14 protein-coding genes are annotated in these 18783 nt (G+C 47.4%); 10 read left to right on the plus strand and 4 right to left on the minus strand.

The features are described from left to right. Nucleotides 1–42 precede the first annotated feature (42 nt). Nucleotides 43–1767, plus strand: a complete 1725-nt coding sequence (locus tag HHL16_RS06235; RefSeq protein WP_169424268.1) for an NAD+ synthase — start codon at nucleotides 43–45, stop codon at nucleotides 1765–1767. A gap of 91 nt (nucleotides 1768–1858) precedes the next feature. Here the strand turns inward: HHL16_RS06235 and HHL16_RS06240 are convergent, their stop codons facing one another. After that, entirely contained in the window at nucleotides 1859–2308 is a 450-nt protein-coding gene (locus HHL16_RS06240; RefSeq protein ID WP_169424269.1) for a lipocalin family protein, read from the minus strand. Nucleotides 2309–2486: 178 nt separating this feature from the next. Here HHL16_RS06240 and HHL16_RS06245 point away from each other — a divergent pair, with 178 nt between their 5' ends. The 5 genes from HHL16_RS06245 to rsgA are packed head-to-tail and all read left to right on the plus strand — an operon-like array spanning nucleotide 2487 to nucleotide 7217. Then, nucleotides 2487–3488 (plus strand): MoxR family ATPase, encoded by a 1002-nt coding sequence (locus HHL16_RS06245; protein WP_169424270.1) that lies wholly within the window; start codon nucleotides 2487–2489, stop codon nucleotides 3486–3488. Between the two features lie 9 nt (nucleotides 3489–3497). Continuing rightward, complete coding sequence (locus HHL16_RS06250) at nucleotides 3498–4370, plus strand: DUF58 domain-containing protein (protein ID WP_169424271.1); 873 nt, start codon at nucleotides 3498–3500, stop codon at nucleotides 4368–4370. A 4-nt stretch (nucleotides 4371–4374) separates the two neighbouring features. Then, nucleotides 4375–5265: a BatD family protein gene (locus tag HHL16_RS06255; RefSeq protein WP_169424272.1), complete on the plus strand. Its 891-nt coding sequence runs from the start codon at nucleotides 4375–4377 to the stop codon at nucleotides 5263–5265. Nucleotides 5266–5267: 2 nt separating this feature from the next. Next, nucleotides 5268–6275: a VWA domain-containing protein gene (locus HHL16_RS06260; RefSeq protein ID WP_169424273.1), complete on the plus strand. Its 1008-nt coding sequence runs from the start codon at nucleotides 5268–5270 to the stop codon at nucleotides 6273–6275. Nucleotides 6276–6290: 15 nt separating this feature from the next. Beyond that, complete coding sequence (gene rsgA, locus HHL16_RS06265) at nucleotides 6291–7217, plus strand: ribosome small subunit-dependent GTPase A (RefSeq protein ID WP_169424274.1); 927 nt, start codon at nucleotides 6291–6293, stop codon at nucleotides 7215–7217. A gap of 91 nt (nucleotides 7218–7308) precedes the next feature. Here the strand turns inward: rsgA and HHL16_RS06270 are convergent, their stop codons facing one another. Both HHL16_RS06270 and HHL16_RS06275 read right to left on the minus strand, forming a co-directional pair. Continuing rightward, entirely contained in the window at nucleotides 7309–7497 is a 189-nt protein-coding gene (locus HHL16_RS06270; RefSeq protein ID WP_169424275.1) for a hypothetical protein, read from the minus strand. A 65-nt stretch (nucleotides 7498–7562) separates the two neighbouring features. Next, nucleotides 7563–8099 (minus strand): gamma carbonic anhydrase family protein, encoded by a 537-nt coding sequence (locus HHL16_RS06275; RefSeq protein ID WP_169424276.1) that lies wholly within the window; start codon nucleotides 8097–8099, stop codon nucleotides 7563–7565. A gap of 91 nt (nucleotides 8100–8190) precedes the next feature. Here HHL16_RS06275 and HHL16_RS06280 point away from each other — a divergent pair, with 91 nt between their 5' ends. Next, a complete protein-coding gene (locus HHL16_RS06280) occupies nucleotides 8191–9384 on the plus strand; it encodes an aspartate aminotransferase family protein (RefSeq protein ID WP_169424277.1) in 1194 nt (397 codons plus the stop codon). 74 nt (nucleotides 9385–9458) lie between these two features. Here the strand turns inward: HHL16_RS06280 and HHL16_RS06285 are convergent, their stop codons facing one another. Beyond that, complete coding sequence (locus HHL16_RS06285) at nucleotides 9459–11015, minus strand: glycerol-3-phosphate dehydrogenase/oxidase (protein ID WP_169424278.1); 1557 nt, start codon at nucleotides 11013–11015, stop codon at nucleotides 9459–9461. 124 nt (nucleotides 11016–11139) lie between these two features. On the opposite strand from HHL16_RS06285, the gene HHL16_RS06290 reads away from it, so the two are divergent. The 3 genes from HHL16_RS06290 (at nucleotide 11140) to HHL16_RS06300 (ending at nucleotide 18767) form a co-directional block, all read left to right on the plus strand. Then, a complete protein-coding gene (locus HHL16_RS06290; protein WP_206022266.1) occupies nucleotides 11140–14592 on the plus strand; it encodes an amidohydrolase family protein in 3453 nt (1150 codons plus the stop codon). Between the two features lie 60 nt (nucleotides 14593–14652). Then, nucleotides 14653–15159 (plus strand): DUF4399 domain-containing protein, encoded by a 507-nt coding sequence (locus tag HHL16_RS06295; RefSeq protein ID WP_169424279.1) that lies wholly within the window; start codon nucleotides 14653–14655, stop codon nucleotides 15157–15159. Nucleotides 15160–15314: 155 nt separating this feature from the next. After that, on the plus strand, nucleotides 15315–18767 hold the full coding sequence (locus HHL16_RS06300; RefSeq protein ID WP_169424280.1) for a TraB/GumN family protein: 3453 nt from the start codon (nucleotides 15315–15317) through the stop codon (nucleotides 18765–18767). The last annotated feature ends 16 nt before the right edge of the window (nucleotides 18768–18783 follow it).

The following is an 18783-nucleotide window of genomic DNA, read 5'->3' on the forward strand; positions in this document are numbered from 1 at the left end:
ATGTAAAATTTAAAATCCCGCAATGGGGCTTAAATTTGAGGTATGAAGATAGCTCTCGCCCAACAAAATTATCATATCGGGAACTTTGAAGACAATACCCGGAAGATCATTGGCGCCATCCAATACGCCAAATCGAGAGGTGCAGACCTGGTAGTATTTTCTGAACTGAGCATTTGTGGTTATCCTCCGAGAGACCTGCTAGAGTTCAACGATTTCATCAATGAATGTTATAAAGCCATCGACATCATAAAAGAGCATACCGATACAATCGGAGTGATTGTTGGATGTCCGCAGCGCAATCCTGAAAAAGAAGGGAAGGATCTCTTCAATGCAGCATGGTTCCTGTACGAAAAACAAGTGCTGGGTGTTGCACAGAAAACCTGTTTGCCCAACTACGATGTGTTCGATGAATACAGATATTTCGAGCCTGCTTATCATTGGGAAGTGATCCGCTTCAAAGGCAAACGAATCGCACTGACCATTTGTGAAGATATCTGGAACCTCGGCGACAATCCGCTTTACCGCATCAGTCCCATGGATAAGCTGATTGTTCAGCAGCCGGATCTGATGATCAATATTTCCGCATCGCCATTCGATTACGATCACGACGACGACAGGCTCGAAGTGCTCCGCGCCAATGTGCTGAAGTACAAACTTCCGATGTACTACTGCAACACCATCGGTTCACAAACCGAAGTGGTGTTCGATGGTGGAAGCCTGGTTATGGATGCACAAGGCAGAGTGGTAAAAGCCATGAAAGTATTTGAAGAAGACTTCGCCATTGTAGATACGGAACAGGAGCAGTCTACGGTAACCACCAAAGCGCCGGCTCCGCTGAAACGCGCTACAGCCACGCTCGACAAAGAAATGCGTGTGTCGAAGGTAGACGATCCCGATCAGATCATCAACTACCTCACTTCAGAAAAAAATATTGGAGAGATACATCAGGCACTGATACTCGGCATACGGGATTATTTCAGAAAGATGGGCTTCTCCAAGGCTATCCTCGGATCGTCCGGAGGTATCGATAGCGCTGTGGCATTGGCGTTAGCTTGTGAGGCATTGGGAAAAGATAACGTGCGGGCAATTCTGATGCCTTCCCAATATTCGTCCGATCACTCGGTAACAGATGCCGAACAGCTCAGCAAAAACCTCGGAAATCCATACGATATCGTTCCGATCAAGGATGTGTACAATCAGTTTCTGGATACGCTCAAGCCTGTGTTCAATGATCTTCCTTTCGGACTGGCAGAAGAAAATATTCAAAGCCGTTCGCGCGGCAATCTGCTGATGGCCATTGCCAATAAGTTCGGATACATTCTGCTGAATACTTCCAATAAGAGTGAGTTGGCTACCGGCTATGGTACTCTGTATGGCGATATGGCCGGAGGGCTCAGCGTGCTCGGTGATGTGTATAAGATGCAGGTGTATGCGCTGGCGGAATACATCAACCGAAATGGTGTTATCATTCCTGAAAGCATCATTCACAAAGCGCCTTCGGCAGAACTGAGGCCAGAGCAGAAAGACAGTGACAGCCTGCCGGAATATACGCTTCTCGATAAAGTGTTGTATCAGTACATCGAGAGAAGGCAGGGACCGAAAGAGATCATCGCAATGGGAATCGACGAAGCCATTGTGAAACGCATTTTGAAACTGGTGAACAATGCAGAATACAAAAGAAACCAGTTCTGTCCTATCATTCGCGTAAGCTCAAAAGCATTCGGCATTGGAAGAAGAGTGCCGATTGTAGGCAAGTACCTGAGTTGATTACAATTTGTTTCAATAGAAAAGCCTGCTGTATTTCTGAAATGCAGCAGGCTTTTTTCAATCCTTCCGAAGAAGGTCAAATGATTTTCGATTACTGACGCGTCAATGTGATGGTGAATTGGGAAGTAACTGGTCCTCCCGTTTGATTCTGTACAGCAATCAGGGTTGTTTTGGTAAGAGAAATCACTTCATACTTTCCTGCCGAAATAAATGCGTTAGTTCCAATGGTAATGGTGTTTGATTCAAGTTTCCAGGTAGTGATTTCGTCCCGGTCGCATTTTTGTCCAAGATCAACAATAGCCATTTCGTTTTTAGCTTTCAGTTGCAGCTGATCATCCTTAACGCAGTCTTTGATGCCAGACATAACGGAGTTGTCGGCGCCATTGTCTACTTTCAGTTTGGCTTCGGTGAGTTTGTAGTTCCCGATAAGATTTTCAGAAGTTACAGCAAGCTTGTCGTCGTCTTTGTCTTTCTTGCACGAAGAGAATGCGAAAAGTGTTACACAGGAGATAAGGGCAAACCTTAGAAGGTTCTTTTTCATATTGGGGGTTATTGGTGAACGGTCTGAACTTCCCAATAACAGAACTCCGGGATTTTTATTGTGTAAAGCCGTTTTTCTCTCTTTTCGGGCATCCGTGTGGCAAGTTGGCAAGCATATTGCAACGGCTTTGTTCGTAATTTCATATCTTGATATAATTCAATTACGCTAAACCCGGTTTATGGTATTAACAGCCGACGACATAAAACAACTCAACGAAAAGATCCAGCACCACAGCACATTTATCGACAGGCTCCGCGACGAGACTGCCCGTGTGATTGTAGGGCAACATCATATGCTCGACAGATTGCTGATAGGCCTTCTCAGCAATGGTCATATTTTGCTCGAAGGCGTACCTGGCCTTGCCAAGACCCTTACCATTAAATCATTGGCCCAGGCTGTTCAGGGAAAGTTCAGCCGTATTCAGTTCACACCCGATCTGCTGCCTGCCGACGTGATCGGTACCATGATCTACAATCAGCAGAAGCACGAGTTCATGGTTCGCAAGGGACCCATCTTTGCCAATTTTGTACTGGCAGATGAGATCAACCGCGCTCCTGCCAAGGTGCAGAGTGCATTGCTCGAAGCCATGCAGGAAAAGCAGGTGACCATCGGCGATACCACATACAAACTCGACGAACCATTTCTTGTGCTGGCCACTCAGAACCCGCTGGAACAGGAAGGAACTTATCCATTGCCCGAGGCGCAGCAGGATCGCTTTCTGATGAAAGTGATCGTAGAATATCCCACCAAAGAAGAAGAGCAGATCATCATCCGTCAGAATGTGATGGGAATGAAACCACCGGAAGTATCGAAAGTGGTAAGCATGGATGAGATCATGCAGGCAAGAAGCCTGGTGAAGCAGGTGTATATGGATGAAAAAGTAGAGCAATACATTCTCGATATCGTATTCGCAACGCGTTATCCTGAAAGATATAAACTGGAGAAGCTGAAGCCGCTCATCTCTTATGGCGGATCACCCAGAGCCAGCATCAATCTGGCACTCGCCGGCAAAGCGCATGCTTTCCTCAACAAGCGCGGCTTTGTGATTCCCGAAGATATCCGCAGCATTTCAAAAGATGTGCTTCGCCATCGTATCGGACTTACCTACGAAGCGGAAGCAGAGAACGTAAATGCAGTGGACATAGTAGATGATATTCTCCGTGCCATTCAGGTACCATAACAACTCTTCATGCTTACAACCGCTGAAATAATAAAAAAAGTAAGAGAGCTTGAGATCAAGAGCAAGCGCCTCACGCGCCACTTGTTTGCAGGTGAATATCACAGTGCATTCAAGGGCAGAGGCATGCTGTTCAAAGAAGTGCGGGAATACCATGCGGGGGATGATCCGAGGTTTATCGACTGGAACGTTTCTGCCCGGTTCAATCATCCGTTCAGCAAAGTGTTCGAAGAAGAACGTGAGCTGTCTGTGATGCTGCTGGTAGATGTAAGCGCCAGTTCGCTCTTCGGAACTTCGCAGGCGCGCAAGAAAGACCTGATCACCGAAATCGGCGCTGTACTGGCTTTCTCTGCCATCAGCAATAACGATAAGGTGGGATTGCTTTTCTTCAGCGACAAAGTGGAGAAATTCATCCCGCCGAAAAAAGGCAGAGATCATGTGTTGTACATGGTGCGCGAATTGCTGACCATGCAGCCCAAACATAAGGGAACCCAGCTGGGAGAAGCATTGCGCCGTTTCACCAATTCAACCCGCCAGCAATGCATCGCCTTTCTGCTCAGCGATTTTATCGATACCAATTTCACAGATGCGCTGAAAGTGGCCGGTAAAAAGCACGACCTCATCGGAATCAAGATCTACGATAAAATGGAGATGGAGCTTCCCGATGCAGGCATGATACTGGCAGAAGATGCAGAGACTGGCAAAAAGCAATACATCGATACCGGAGATTATCTGGTGCGGCAAAAGCATCAGGCAGAATTCTTTAAACATACTGAAGTCTGCAAGCAGGCATTTACTCAGGCCGGCTCCGATCTCTTACATATACGAACAGACGAAGATTACGTGAAAGTGCTGCAAAAATTCTTTATCGGCAGAAATAAATAGATCCATGAAAAAAGCCTTACTATGGCTTATTGCAATATTCAGTACCCTGTGTTTAAATGCGCAGGTGTTGGTGAAAGCGACCGCTGATAAGGATGGCATCCTTATCGGCGAACCCGTGCAGCTGTTGCTCGATGTGCGGATGCCGCTCGGCGCCAAAGTAGCATGGTTCAATCTCGATACCATTCCCGGTTTCGAATTCATCGAAAAAGGAAAGGTAGATACCATTGAAGGCGTCGATGGCAAAAAGGTACAGCAGACCATTACACTCACCAGTTACGATTCAGGATACCAGGTAATTCCGAAACTCTCATTGAAAGTGGGGGATGCCACGTACAGCACCGATACCATCGGCATCGATGTTGGATATACGCCGTTCAATCCTGAATCTGAGTACAGGGATATCAAAGAAATTGAAGAAGTGCCCAATCCTTCCGCCGGAAAGATCCCCTGGATCATTGGAGGACTAACCCTGCTGGCGCTTGCCACCATTGCATGGCTGCTGCTGTCTAAGAAGAAAAAAGCAGAACTGCCTGTAATGCCCGCCAAACCTGAGCTTACGCCATATGAGGAAGCCATTCAAACCCTCGATGCACTGAAGCAGAAGGGATGGCCACAACCTGCCGAAAGCAAATATTTCTATACTCAACTGAATGATGTGCTCCGCATTTTCGTGATGCGCAAGCTCAAAATATCATCGCTCGAAAAAACGAATGCAGAACTGATCAGGGCACTCGGCACACTGAATCCTGATGCTGAACAGTTCAGGCAAATGGCACATGCCCTGCAGATTGCAGACTTTGTGAAATTTGCGAAATACACTCCGGACGCAGCTGACAACGAACAGAATTTCAACAGCATCCGTTCGGCCATTACCATACTCAATAATATCACCTGACCTTGCTGTATAACTGGTTTCAACATATCACATTTGCCCATCCCTGGTTCTTCGCGCTGTTTCTGCTGGTGCCCATAATGATCTGGTGGTACCTCAAAAAAAGTGCAGGGCAGGAAGCTACGATGCTCGTAAGCACACTCACCAACGAAAAAGGTTCCAGCTCATGGAAGAACATGCTCAGCCATTCGCTGATTACTTTTCGTTGCCTGGCAGTAGTTTGCCTCATCATTGCGCTGGCGCGTCCGCAAACGCGCAACGACGAAGAGCTGAAAACCGGACAGGGCATCGACATCATTCTCTGCATCGACGTCAGCGGCAGTATGTTTGCACAGGATCTGCTTCCCAACAGACTGGAAGCTGCAAAAAAAGTAGCGGCAGATTTTGTGGATAGCCGCGTTACCGATCGTGTAGGTGTAGTGATCTTTTCAGGAGAAAGTTTTACGCTGGTGCCGCTCACCACAGACAAAGATGTGCTGAAAGCCAGCATCTACAATATTCAGCTCGGCGCACTGGAAGATGGCACAGCCATCGGCGATGGACTGGGTATCAGTGTTGCCCGTCTCAAAGATTCCAAAACCAGAAGTAAGGTGATCATCCTGCTCACGGATGGAGAAGATCAGGGTGGAAGAATCAGTCCACTCGAAGGAAAGGATCTTGCCAAAACCTATGGCATCAGGGTGTACACCATCGGTGTTGGAACGGATGGCTATGCGCCTGTACCCATACCAGACGAATCCGGACATATAGTTACCCGCCAGCAAAAAGTGAATATCGATGAGCCATTGCTCCGTCTTATCGCTGATCAAACCGGCGGACTCTATTTCAGGGCGCGCGACAACGAAAGCCTGAAGGGCGTGTATTCTGAGATCGATCAGCTCGAAAAGTCAAAAGTGGAAGTAACTACTTTCCGCCGCTATACCGAACGTTTTCATCCCTTTGCGATTGCCGCCGCTGCATTACTTTTGCTTGAAATGGCATTGCGGTACACCTTGTTCAGAAAGTTCCCGTAATGTTGCAGTATCGATATGAAAGCAACAGTGTATAAATCAACAGGCAGCTGGTATGTGGTAAAAGCGGAAGACGGCCGTTTTTACAATGCACGTATCAAAGGAGTATTCAAGATAGATGGCATTACATCTACCAATCCTATTGCCGTTGGTGATACTGTGGGCATTTCGCAGGAGGCAGGTACAGACGGCAATGCCATGATCGATGAGATAGTTCCACGCCGCAATTACATCAACCGTCAGTCTCCCTCACATAAGAAACATCACCATATTGTTGCTGCGAATATCGATCAGAGTCTGCTGTTTGCTACGCTGAAAGATCCGCGCACATCGCAGGGCTTTATCGACCGGTTTCTGGTAACCTGCGAAGCCTATCATGTGCCGGCCATCATCGTTTTCAATAAAGCAGATCTGTATAAGAAAAAAGAAGAAGAGAAGTTTGAAGAAGTATCGGCCATCTACTCTGCCATCGGATACAAAGTGATGCGCATGTCGGTAGCTGCGAAAGAAGGAGTAGAAGAAGTGCAGGCGCTGCTGAAAGACAAAACCACTTTGATGAGCGGGCATTCAGGTGTAGGAAAATCATCTTTCCTCAATTCGATCTTTCCGGAGCTGGCATTGAAAACACAGGATGTAAGCGGATGGAGTGGTAAAGGCATGCACACAACCACATTTGCCGAAATGTTCGATCTTCCTTTCGGAGGCAGGGTTATCGATACGCCCGGTGTTCGCGAATTTGGTCTGGTAGATATTTCAAAGCAGGAGTTAAGCCATTATTTTCCTGAAATGGCAAAGCTGATCACGGAGTGCCAGTTCAACAACTGCATGCACATCAATGAACCGGGATGCGCTGTGAAAGACGCAGTGGCAAAGGGTTTGATCGCAGAAGACAGATATGTAAGCTACTACAATATCCTCGAATCGATTGACGACCGCAATTATTAGCGGCTACTTATTTCCTCAACATTCATTGCAAAAGATCTCCTGTACGAAGTGCAAACTCATACTGTACGGAGTGAGGGGGAAGCCGGAATGGCTAAACCTTGAACTTCCGGGCTTTGGGAACTTTTTCGCCGCTGAGAATGCGTTCGGCACCTACGTTCTTGCCATTGGAAGGACATCCGTATTTGGGTCCGAACACGCTGTTCCACAGCTTGCAGGATGTGCCTGCATTCAATACCAGAAAGCAGGCCATCATCAATACGATCGAGCGGGTTGTTTTCATAAGCAAAAACTTCTTCCGGTAAAACGTATATGGCAGACAAATAGTATTCCCCGAAGGGAATTGTTCTATCCGTTATCACCGGTTACCTGATCTCTGAACCAGTCGGCATAACGAACATAATTGTTGGCTATTCTGTCTATTTCTCCATGGATCTGTGTGGCGTCGATATCCTTTACTTTTTTGGCAGGTACACCCGCCCAGATGGTTCCTGAGGGAACGATGGTTCCTTCGAGCACTACAGCGCCGGCTGCGATGATGCTGTTGCTGCCGATCTTTGCATTGTCCATCACAATAGATCCCATACCGATGAGCACATTGTCTTCGATGGTACATCCGTGCACCAATGCGTTGTGACCAATGCTCACATTATTTCCGATAATGGTTTGTGTGCGTTTGTACGTGCAATGGATTACGGCGCCATCCTGAATGTTCACTTTGTTGCCGATGCGGATGCTGTTCACATCGCCGCGAACAACGGCATTGAACCAGATGCTTCCTTCATTTCCCATCACTACATCACCAACGATAGTGGCATTGGGCGCAATAAAACAATTTTCTCCGAATTGAGGATATACTCCTTCTACGTGTAGTATTACTGGCATACAACAAATATCCTGATTTTTTTGCAGTCCATGATTCATTTCAGAACAAGTGCGGGAATTTGGCGTTCTTTGCATGCATAAGTGAATCAGTATGAATCAAAGGGAATTATTTCTGCGGCATGTGGCCCAGACCTCACCGGCTCCGCTGGCATTGGAAATAGTAAAAGCCGAAGGCAGCATTCTTACAGACGCAAAGGGCAGAGAGTATATCGATCTGATTGCCGGCATTAGTGTGTGCAATGTAGGGCATCGCCATCCCAAAGTAGTGAAGGCCATCAGGAAGCAGGCAGACGAATACCTGCATCTGCTGGTGTACGGAGAACTCGTTGAGTCTCCCCAGGTTCAATACGCGAAACTGCTCACAGACAATCTGCATAATTCCCTGAACTCGGTGTACTTCACCAACTCAGGAGCCGAAGCGGTGGAAGGCGCCATGAAACTGGCCAAACGTGTAACCGGACGCACACAGATCATTGCATTCAATCAAAGCTATCACGGATCAACACAGGGAGCACTCAGCATCATCGGAGATGAATACTTCCGCAATGCATTCCGTCCTCTGTTGCCCGATGTATTGCATATGGATTACAACAGCCAGGAAGCCATCGATGCCATTACCGAACGTACTGCCTGTGTGATAGCAGAAACCATTCAGGCGGAGCGCGGAGTGTATGCTCCATCGAAATCGTGGATGAAAGCGCTGCAGCAAAAATGCAAAGAAACCGGTACCCTGCTGGTTCTCGATGAAATACAAACAGGATTTGGAAGAACCGGCAACTTGTGGGGTTTTCAGCAATTCAAAATAGTACCCGACATCGTACTGCTTGGCAAAGCGCTCGGAGGCGGAATGCCGCTTGGCGCTTTTGTGGCCAACAGAAAACTGATGCAGCACCTCACTGAAAACCCGGTACTGGGCCATATCACTACATTTGGTGGCCATCCGGTATGCTGCGCAGCAGGGCTTGCGGCTTTCAAAGTGCTGCTTAAAGGTGGAATGATGGAAGCAGTAGAAGCAAAGGAAACACTGTTCCATAACCTGCTGCATCACCCGAAGATCAAAGCCGTTCGCTCAAATGGTCTGATGATGGCCGTAGAGTTCGACAGCTTCGAAACCAATAAGAAAGTGATCGATGCCTGCATCAACCGAAAGAATGGTGAGACGCGCGTACTCACAGATTGGTTCTTGTTTGCGCCGCAATGCCTGAGGATTGTACCGCCGCTGAGCATCAGTGCAAAGGAAATCAAAAAGGCATGTGAGATTATTGTGGAAGCAATTGATGAATAGACAAGACTGAATTTTACAATAAAAACCCGGCAGGTACTGCCGGGTTTTGCTTTATGAGCGTCTGAAGCGCTTATTTATTTCGGCAGATAACCCGCTACTACTTTTTCATAGGCAGCCACCTGATCGCTGATCCAGTTTGCATCTTTGCCCATCACTTCGGCCATTAGTTTAGCTACGCCAGGAGCCGCTTCCAGCGAGGCTTTTGCATCGAGCAGAATTGCCCTGGTGCGTCTGCTCAGAATATCTTCGACTGTTACGGCCCACTCCTGCCGAATGCCCCAGATCACCATCGCACGCGTGTATGGCAGTTGTGGATGGATGAGTTCATTCAAACCAGCATCGTTTGCTGTGAGCTGTTCGATGCCATCGATATCGGTTCCGTAATAATAATCGTTGGTATTGAAATCCGAAGTCGGCTGCGCACCATGAATGGCCAGATCTTTTGTTACGCTTTCATGATATGGCAACTGCGCATGTACGGCAGCGGTATTCACTACATCTTCAGACATCTTCCGGTAGGTGGTCCACTTTCCTCCTAGAATGCTTACCAGTCCTGATTCGGAAATAGTGATATGATGATCGCGGGAGATCTCCGCTGTTTTCTTTGCACTGCTTTTCACCAGTGGCCGCAATCCTGCAAAAATGCTTTTGATATCGGCGCGACCGGGATCTTTGGTAAGATAACGTGCTGCGTGATGCAATATGAATTCCACTTCTTCTTCCATGGCTTTGGGTTCCGGCGAAATATGATCAACCGGTGTATCGGTAGTGCCTACAATTATTTTGTTATGCCATGGAACAGCGAAGAGCACACGGCCATCATCGGTATGTGGAATCATGATAGCGGCTTCGCCGGGCAGGAAAGATTTATCGAGCACCAGATGGATGCCCTGACTCGGCGCTATGCTCGCCGGACGTTGTGGATCATCCATATGCTGAACGGTATCTGAAAAAACACCGGTGGCATTGATCACCACGCGGGCTTTCACTTCATATTCTTTTCCAGAGAGCATATCGCGAACCTGCACGCCGGCAATTTGTCCGTCTGTTTTGAGAAATCCGGTAACAGAAAAATAATTCAGGATGGTGGCTCCGGAACCTGCTGCCGTTTGAGCAAGATTGATAGCGAGGCGGGCATCATCGAACTGTCCATCGTGATAGAGCACGCCACCACGCAATCCTTCGGGATCGAGTGTGGGCGCAAGTTTCAGTACTTCTTCGGTGCTCAGCCACTCGGAGGCTCCGAGGCCGAGGCTTCCGCTCATCCAATCATACACTTTCAATCCGAATCCATAGAACGGGCCTTCCCACCATTTGTAATTCGGAACAATGAAAGATTGATTCTTCACCAGATGCGGTGCATTCTGCTTGAGCAGTCCGCGTTCCCTGAGCGCTTCCATCACCAGTTTGATATTTCCCTGCTGAAGGTAGCGTACACCTCCGTGTACGAGTTTGGTAGATCGCGAAGAAGTGCCTTTGGCAAAATCGTATTGCTCGAAGAGAATTGTTCGATATCCTCTGGAAGCTGCGTCCACCGCTGATCCCAGCCCGGTAGCTCCGCCTCCGACAATGAGAATATCCCAGATGCCATTGAATGCATTCAACTGATCAAGATGTTGTGTTCTGTTCATGATTGTTCCGATTGCTTGGGGTGATTGGGTAAATAATGCCGTTCATAACAAATCGGTAAGGGCAACAGGGAAGTACTCGTTTTTGGTTGTAATTTTCTTACTACAAATTAAACAACGTTTTGTTATGGGATCTACTATTTTACAAAAGTCTGTCCGGAATGGGGTTGGGATAGCCATGCTGCTGGCTTCCGGCACCGCAATGGCGGGCCATCAGCCGGGCAACGCGGTTGACTCTGTGCCTAAACCGGGCTTCGCCTATACCGAGATAAAAACACTACCGCTCAAGCCAGAGCGAAATTTTTCTTTCAGTACCGACGAAGGTACCTGGATGTCGGTGGATATCAGTCCGGATGGAAACACCATTCTGTTCGATCTGCTTGGCGATATCTATTCTATTCCCGCTTCAGGTGGCAAAGCTACACGCCTCACCAAAGGGTTTGCCTTCGATACGCATCCGAGATTTAGTCCTGATGGAAAGAAAATACTCTTCACTTCCGACAGAAGCGGATCTGAAAATATCTGGTACATCGATACAGAGAAAAAAGATACCATTCAGGTAACAAAAGACAGAGATCAGAACTATCCCAGTGCAGCCTGGACGCCCGATGGCAACTACATCGTGGCCAGCCGTGGCCGGCTCGATATGCGTCTGTGGCTCATTCATAAAGATGCGGGTTCAGGCACGCAGCTGATGGATGCACCCGGCAACAAAACCATCGATCCGGCTGTGAGTCCTGATGGCCGTTACATCTATTATTCCTCCCGCGGCGGATTCTGGAATTACAATGCGCAGCTGCCGCAGTATCAGGTAGCGGTGTACGACAGGGAGAATGCCCGCACCACCACCATTTCATCCCGCTATGGATCTGCATTCACGCCTGTGCTGTCGAAAGACGGCAAATGGCTGGTCTACGGATCGAGGTTTGAAGATAAGACCGGACTCATACTCCGCAACCTCTCCACCGGTGAAGAAAAATGGCTGGCATACCCTGTTCAACGCGATGATCAGGAATCCATCGCCACGATGGGCGTACTGCCAGGCATGACTTTCACTCCGGACAGCAAAGCACTGATCGCTTCTTACGGAGGGAAAATATATCGCATACCCGTAGACGGTAGCAAGCCACAACAGATTCCTTTCACTGCCGATGTGCAGGTTGAGATGGGACCGCGCCTGCAATTCAAATATCCGGTTTCCGATACAGCCTATGCACTGGCAACACAGATCAGGGATGCCGTCCCCTCTCCCGATGGAAAGAAACTGGCATTCACGGTGCTGAACAAATTGTACGTGATGGACTATCCCGGAGGAACGCTCAAACGTCTTACCACTAACAATTTCACAGAGGCAGAACCGGTTTGGTCGCCCGATGGCACTCAGCTTGTATTCACTACCTGGACGCCCAACGGAGGACATCTTTACAAAGTAACAGTTAACGGAAAAGCACCCGCACAGCAGCTTACAAAAGTTCCTGCGCTCTATGCAGAACCGGCATGGAGTTCCAGCGGAGATAAGATCGCTTTCATCAAAACCAGTTTCCAACGTTATCAGGAGTCGATCGGGCCATCAGCCAACGGAGCAGAAAACGAAATTGGCTGGATCAGCGCCAACGGTGGTGATGTGAATTTTGTAGACAGAGCGCAAGGCAGATCCAATCCGCATTTCATCAAAGGCGACGACCGGTTGTATCTCAATAACGGCGGAAGCCTCGTGTCGATCAGACTCGATGGAACCGACGAAAAAACAATTGCGCGCGTAAGCGGCATCACTACATACGGCATCAGCAACCTCAACGAACATGGTCACGATCATGCATTCGGTGCAGAGAACAACTGCATGCTGTCCGAGAAAACAGCCGCTGCCATGGAAGTGCAGACACCTGCACCTGCCGCACTGGTACTGCTTTCTCCAACAGGCGACAGAGCATTGGCACAAGTGAACAACGATATCTTCGTTTTCACTATTCCAAAAACCGGTCGCGCAGTGAATGTGTCTGTAGCGGATGCAGCATCATCCAATTTCCCTGCGTGGAAACTGACAGAGATCGGAGGCGAGTTTCCAACATGGGAAGCAGACGGTAAAAAAGTTCACTGGAGCATCGGTAATGCACATTTCGTGTACGACCTCGATGCTGCCAAAAAATTCGAAGACAGTACAGCCCTCGCTAAAAAAGAAGCAGAGAAGAAAAAAGCAGATACCACATCAAAAAAAGACAGCACCGATAAAGCGCTGGCAGCAAAGAAAACACCTGCAGAAGATGCCACCTACAAAGCAACTGAAACACAGGTGAAGATCTATTTTGAAAAAGATATGCCGCAGGCATCTGTTTTGCTGAGCGGCGCACGCATCATCTCTATGAAGGGAAATGAGGTGATTGCCGAAGGTGATGTACTGATCGTAAACAACCGCATCAAAGCAGTAGGAGCAACAGGTACATTGCAGGTTCCTTCGGGCACCAAAGTGATCAATGTAAAAGGAAAGACCATCGTACCCGGATTTGTGGATACGCACTCGCATATGTGGCCGCAATGGGGCATTCAGAAAACCGATTCATGGATCTACACTACCAATCTCGCATACGGAGTAACCACCACGCGCGATCCGCAGACGGCCACCACAGATGTACTCACGTACAGCGATATGGTTGATGCAGGTAAAATTGTTGGTCCCCGTGTATACTCAACCGGCCCCGGTGTTGGCTTCTGGATGTACAATATCAAAGACTCCGCACATGCGAGCTCTGTTCTGAAGCAATACAGCAAGTATTACCATACGAAGTATATCAAAATGTATATGGCTGGTCCGCGTCAGGTTCGTCAGTGGATCATCAAAGCCGCAAAAGATCAGCAGCTGATGCCAACTACAGAAGGTGGATTGAACTACAAGATGAATATCACCAATATGCTCGATGGGTATCCTGGTCATGAACACTCATTGCCGATCTATCCTTTGTATAAAGATGTAACCGGATCGATCGCTGAATCTAAAATGTGTGTTACACCCACGCTGCTGGTGAGTTATGGCGGCCCATGGGCAGAGAATTATTACTACGAAACAGAAGCGCCTTACAACGATAAGAAACTGGCATATTTTACGCCATACGAAGAGCTGGCCGCAAAAACCAGAAGACGCAATGCCTGGTTCATGCCCGAAGAGCACGTGTTTCAGAAGCATGCAAAGAGCATGAAGAGTCTGGTGGAAAAGGGATCACTCGCCGGCATCGGCAGTCACGGTCAGTTGCAGGGGCTGGGTTACCACTGGGAGCTCTGGAGTGTGCAGAGTGGCGGCATGAGCACGCACGATGCGCTGAAAGTGGCTACCATACTGGGCGCTGAAGGATTGGGCCTGGATCACGATCTCGGATCGATAGAGCCCGGCAAGCTGGCCGACCTCATCATCCTCGATAAGAATCCGCTGGAAAATATCCGCAATACCAACAGCATTCAGTCCGTAATGAAAAATGGCAGACTGTACGATGGCAATACCATGGATGAGATCTATCCTACTCCGCGCAAGCAGGTAAGAACCGAATGGAATTATCCTGGTCCCGTTAACAATACAGGTGTAAAAGAATAGCCGTAAACGGCTACCTTTGTTTCCGCTTGTAATTATTCGTTCATTACCTAAAAAATCAATATGCGCAAATTTCATTTCATTCCCGCACTGATGATCCTGGGAGTTGTTGCCTGCAACGATGCAGCAACTGATTCGAAAACTCCGGCCGCAGACACTACCAGCCATGCTGGTCATGATCATGCCAGTGCTCCCGGAACAGAGATTGCTCCAGTACCAGAAATCCCTGCAGGCGCTAAAGTATATTTCAAGAATCTGAAAGATGGCCAGACTGTTACTTCTCCATTCAAAGTTGAATTCGGAGCAGATAACCTGTCTGTAGATACAGCTAACGGAATCATCAAACCCGCATCTGGTCACCATCACGTGCTGATCGGTCTCGATTCGATTGCCTCCGGTACTGTAGTTCCGAAAGATTCAGTTCACCTGCATTTTGGAAATGCTCAGAAAGAAACAGAACTGACACTCGCACCCGGTAAACATAAAATTGCTTTGCAGTTTGCTGATGGTCTTCATCGCTCATATGGTTCAAAACTGAGCGCAACTATTACGGTTGAAGTGAAGAAATAAGCAACCAAAGAAGTCAGACAGCTAATAACAACGATCCCGGTTTTCGAAAGAAGACCGGGATTTTTTTATGGAACCGGCACAGTTACTCAATCGTATATGCCCGATCAGGAAAAGAAAGTATTTTGCTGCCGGAAATTCCCTAATCAACAACCAACATGACAAAGTTCATTTTTCGTACTCTCGTAACCATGGCTGTGGCCTGGTTATTCCCTATGTTCCTCCATGCCCAAAAAACCATCAAACCCGGTATGTTTTGGCGTATCACCGGAAACGGGCTCAGCAAGCCCTCTTATCTGCTCGGTACCATGCACCTGAAAGATAAGCGCATCTTCAACTTCCCTGATTCAATGTATGCAGCCATCGAACAAACAGAAGGGATGGCCATTGAAATGGCGCCTGTAACCGGAACGGACAGTGCTGCGGCAGCGGAAGAAAACCTGCTGCTGAAACCCCTGCTCAGTGCGGCTCAATTCAGACGGATAGAGCAAAAGCTAAAAACAGCCTTTGATAAAAAGCCGGAAGAAGTCACCTTCTCTGAGTTTGAAAGCTATTGCAGGCTGCAGGTGATAAACCTCGATCCCAAAAACAATATGTCGTCTGTGATGGACAACTATCTCTATGCCATCGCTTCGCGGAAAGGCAAATGGATGGGGGCAGTAGAAGAAAGGCATGATGAGGCAAGAAGCAATCCCAAACAGGAAGCCGTTTCCTATATCGATGGATTTCTGAAAACCGATAAAGAACTCAGAGCCGGTATCGACACAATGGTGGAAATCTATAGCAGCAATGATCTGGACAGAATGATGAAACGATATGGCAGTGTTGCTGACGACAAAGTAATGGTGACCAGAAATCAGAATATGGTAAGGAGAATCGATAGTCTGATACGTGTAAGAACCATGTTCTTTGCTGTAGGAGCTGCGCATCTCGGACAGGATGTAGGATTAGTTTCCCTGCTTCGTCATAAAGGCTACACCGTTGAGCCGGTAGTATCAGGCAAGCGTATTCCGATGGAAGAGCACCTGTTCAGTCAGACAGCACTGGCAGAATCCTGGATTACCGTAAATGGATTAGACAGCCTCTACTCAATCAGAATGCCCGGCAAACCTTCCGAGGTGTTGAATAAACCCGATGCGGAAATGCTGGTGTTTGCAGACGATCTCGCAGGTATGGCTTATCTCACCCTCGCTTCAGGCAAAGTATATGGAATGGGAATTGAAACGGTAGCGAAAGGTACATTCAGATCCATGAAGGCAGAAGTGAGATCAACAAAGAAAATAAGCAGATTCGGTGTGGAGGGTATGGAGTTCACTGCATATAATGCTGAAGACAATTCCATGGTGATAATGCAGATGTTCATCATCAATGGACGATGCTTTGCAGTTGGCATGGGATATCCTCAGGGCATGGAAATGCCGGAAGCCAGACTGAAAGAATATTTTGATAGCTACAAAGTTTTCGAGAAACCAGACACCACAGGCAACCAGCTTGTAAAGTCATATGAATTAACTGACAACAAACTGGGCTTTAGCGTATGGTTCCCCGGCAAACCGGTTACCGACAGCGTCAGTGAAACTGAGTCTGCTTATGTGAGGCAGATAATGGTATCGGATGATGCAAACAAGGCGATGCTGATGTGTATGGTTGAAACGCTCAGGAAAGACTATACACGGATATCCAACAAAGATAAATTTGAATCTTATGTAGAAAACCTGAGGAACAATCCCAATATCCGCATAGATTCTACCACAGAATTGCAATGGAACGGATATCCGGCATTCTGGGTAAAGTATCAGCTGACAGCCAATAAAGACAGCATCTTCTGCAATACCCTGAACATCCTGAAAGGCAATCAGAGTTTCTATTTCATGACACTGAATTTTTATGAGCCAGGAAATGGTGAACTGATGAATAAGTATTTTTCATCCGTCAAATTCATTCCTAAAACTGAAACGCCGTGGGGAAACTATCAGTTGCCAGACGGATCTGCTGCCACCTGGGCTCCACAGCCATTCGAAATTTATCAGGATACTGCAAAACAATACAATAGCAGTCAGATCAGAATGCTTTCATATGATAGCATTACACCGGCTACCATTGAAATAGTAAAGGCGAAGCTCAATCCATATTTCTGGGAAAAGAGTGATACGGCAGTACTGCGCAGATCAGCCATGAAGCATGTGCATGAAGTGGATACCTTATTGTCTTACAACCTGAGAAAGCAGGGACCGTTTGATGCGGTTGAGACAATGATCAAAAGCAATGCAACCGGCAACGCAAAGCGAATATTGTATATGTTGCACAGCGATAGCCTGGTTACAGTATTTGTAAATGGCGACAGCAGCACCATATTCAATTCCAATTACAACAAGTTGTATGCATCGTATCAACCGGCTGCAAAAGTGATTGCATCGGGGCTGAGCAACAGAAAACCCGAAGACCTGTTCACTGCACTGAAATCTTCCGATTCTGCAACACTCGGCAAAGCATATGCAGCCATGGAAATGGTTGAGTTCAAAACTGAACACCTGCCATTGCTGCACAAAGCACTGGCTGTTTCTTATTATGAAGGACTAACAGAAAATGCAGCGCCGGCATTGATCTGTGATGCGATAGTTGCGATCAAAGACCCATCTTCATTGAATGAAATGGCCAAAGCCTATGCACAGCTGGCTCCCGCAAATGATAATACAAGGAATGTTATTCTGAACGCGCTGATAAAGTGGGGAACAGACAGCTCATACCAGTTGGTGAGCAAACTGGCGAATCTTAAATTTCCTGCAACGGCAGAACCGTACAGCTGGCTGAGGGGATATGCAGACAGCGCTTCATTGGCAGCAGCACATATTAAAGATCTGTTGCCCTTACTAAAAGATACAATAGCAGCACAGCCGGTGATGCGGTATGTAAATCGTTTACTGGAAGAGAAAGCAATCAACAAATCTATACTTGCTCCATTTAAGGAAAGCATTTACAAATACGCAGACCATCTTGCTTTGAAAGACAAAGATGAGCCCAGAGTTTTCTGGAATCAGTACAATACAGCACAGGTACTGGGAGCAATGAAAGATGCTGGTGCCGTGCAGGGTTTAAGGAAGTTGCTGCAAAATAAATCCACCAATGTAAAGATGCTGGCAGTGAATGCCCTGCTTCCTCTGAATCAGACAATTCCTCCTGCAGAGCTGCTGAAAATAGCTGCGGACAGGAATAGCAGGGTTTTTCTCTATGATACACTGGCTTCACTGAAGAAGCTGGCTGTATTCCCCAAACAATACCTGAATCAGAAAGCAATTGCAGAGAGTGAATTGATTTCAGAGGTTGATGAAGACGAATATGAAATCGATCAGTTTGTATTTGTCGGAGAGCGGGTAGTGAACTTTAAAAATGCGAAGAAGAAATTCCTGCTGTTCAGGTTAACTTTCAAAGGTTCGGAGAGTAGCAGTTATCTGGGAGTTGCAGGGCCGTTTTCTATCACGCCGGGAGCGCCAGTAAAGCGCAGAGCAGAAGCCACATCGATGCTCTACGAAAAAGAATATGATGCCACTACCCTGGATGATGATCTGAAGCAGTGGCTGCAATCAATAGAAGAAGGAGCAAAAGAAGAATAAAGAGCAGTTCATTGTG

Origin of the sequence: Pseudoflavitalea sp. G-6-1-2 (genome assembly GCF_012927185.1) — a bacterium.
Lineage (GTDB): Bacteria > Bacteroidota > Bacteroidia > Chitinophagales > Chitinophagaceae > Pseudobacter.

Coding starts and splice junctions, on each gene's coding strand:
- HHL16_RS06235 (WP_169424268.1), top strand. CDS start 43: ATGAAGATAGCTCTCGCCCAACAAAATTATCATATCGGGAACTTTGAA.
- HHL16_RS06240 (WP_169424269.1), bottom strand. CDS start 2,308: ATGAAAAAGAACCTTCTAAGGTTTGCCCTTATCTCCTGTGTAACACTT.
- HHL16_RS06245 (WP_169424270.1), top strand. CDS start 2,487: ATGGTATTAACAGCCGACGACATAAAACAACTCAACGAAAAGATCCAG.
- HHL16_RS06250 (WP_169424271.1), top strand. CDS start 3,498: ATGCTTACAACCGCTGAAATAATAAAAAAAGTAAGAGAGCTTGAGATC.
- HHL16_RS06255 (WP_169424272.1), top strand. CDS start 4,375: ATGAAAAAAGCCTTACTATGGCTTATTGCAATATTCAGTACCCTGTGT.
- rsgA (WP_169424274.1), top strand. CDS start 6,291: ATGAAAGCAACAGTGTATAAATCAACAGGCAGCTGGTATGTGGTAAAA.
- HHL16_RS06270 (WP_169424275.1), bottom strand. CDS start 7,497: ATGAAAACAACCCGCTCGATCGTATTGATGATGGCCTGCTTTCTGGTA.
- HHL16_RS06275 (WP_169424276.1), bottom strand. CDS start 8,099: ATGCCAGTAATACTACACGTAGAAGGAGTATATCCTCAATTCGGAGAA.
- HHL16_RS06280 (WP_169424277.1), top strand. CDS start 8,191: ATGAATCAAAGGGAATTATTTCTGCGGCATGTGGCCCAGACCTCACCG.
- HHL16_RS06285 (WP_169424278.1), bottom strand. CDS start 11,015: ATGAACAGAACACAACATCTTGATCAGTTGAATGCATTCAATGGCATC.
- HHL16_RS06290 (WP_206022266.1), top strand. CDS start 11,140: ATGGGATCTACTATTTTACAAAAGTCTGTCCGGAATGGGGTTGGGATA.
- HHL16_RS06295 (WP_169424279.1), top strand. CDS start 14,653: ATGCGCAAATTTCATTTCATTCCCGCACTGATGATCCTGGGAGTTGTT.
- HHL16_RS06300 (WP_169424280.1), top strand. CDS start 15,315: ATGACAAAGTTCATTTTTCGTACTCTCGTAACCATGGCTGTGGCCTGG.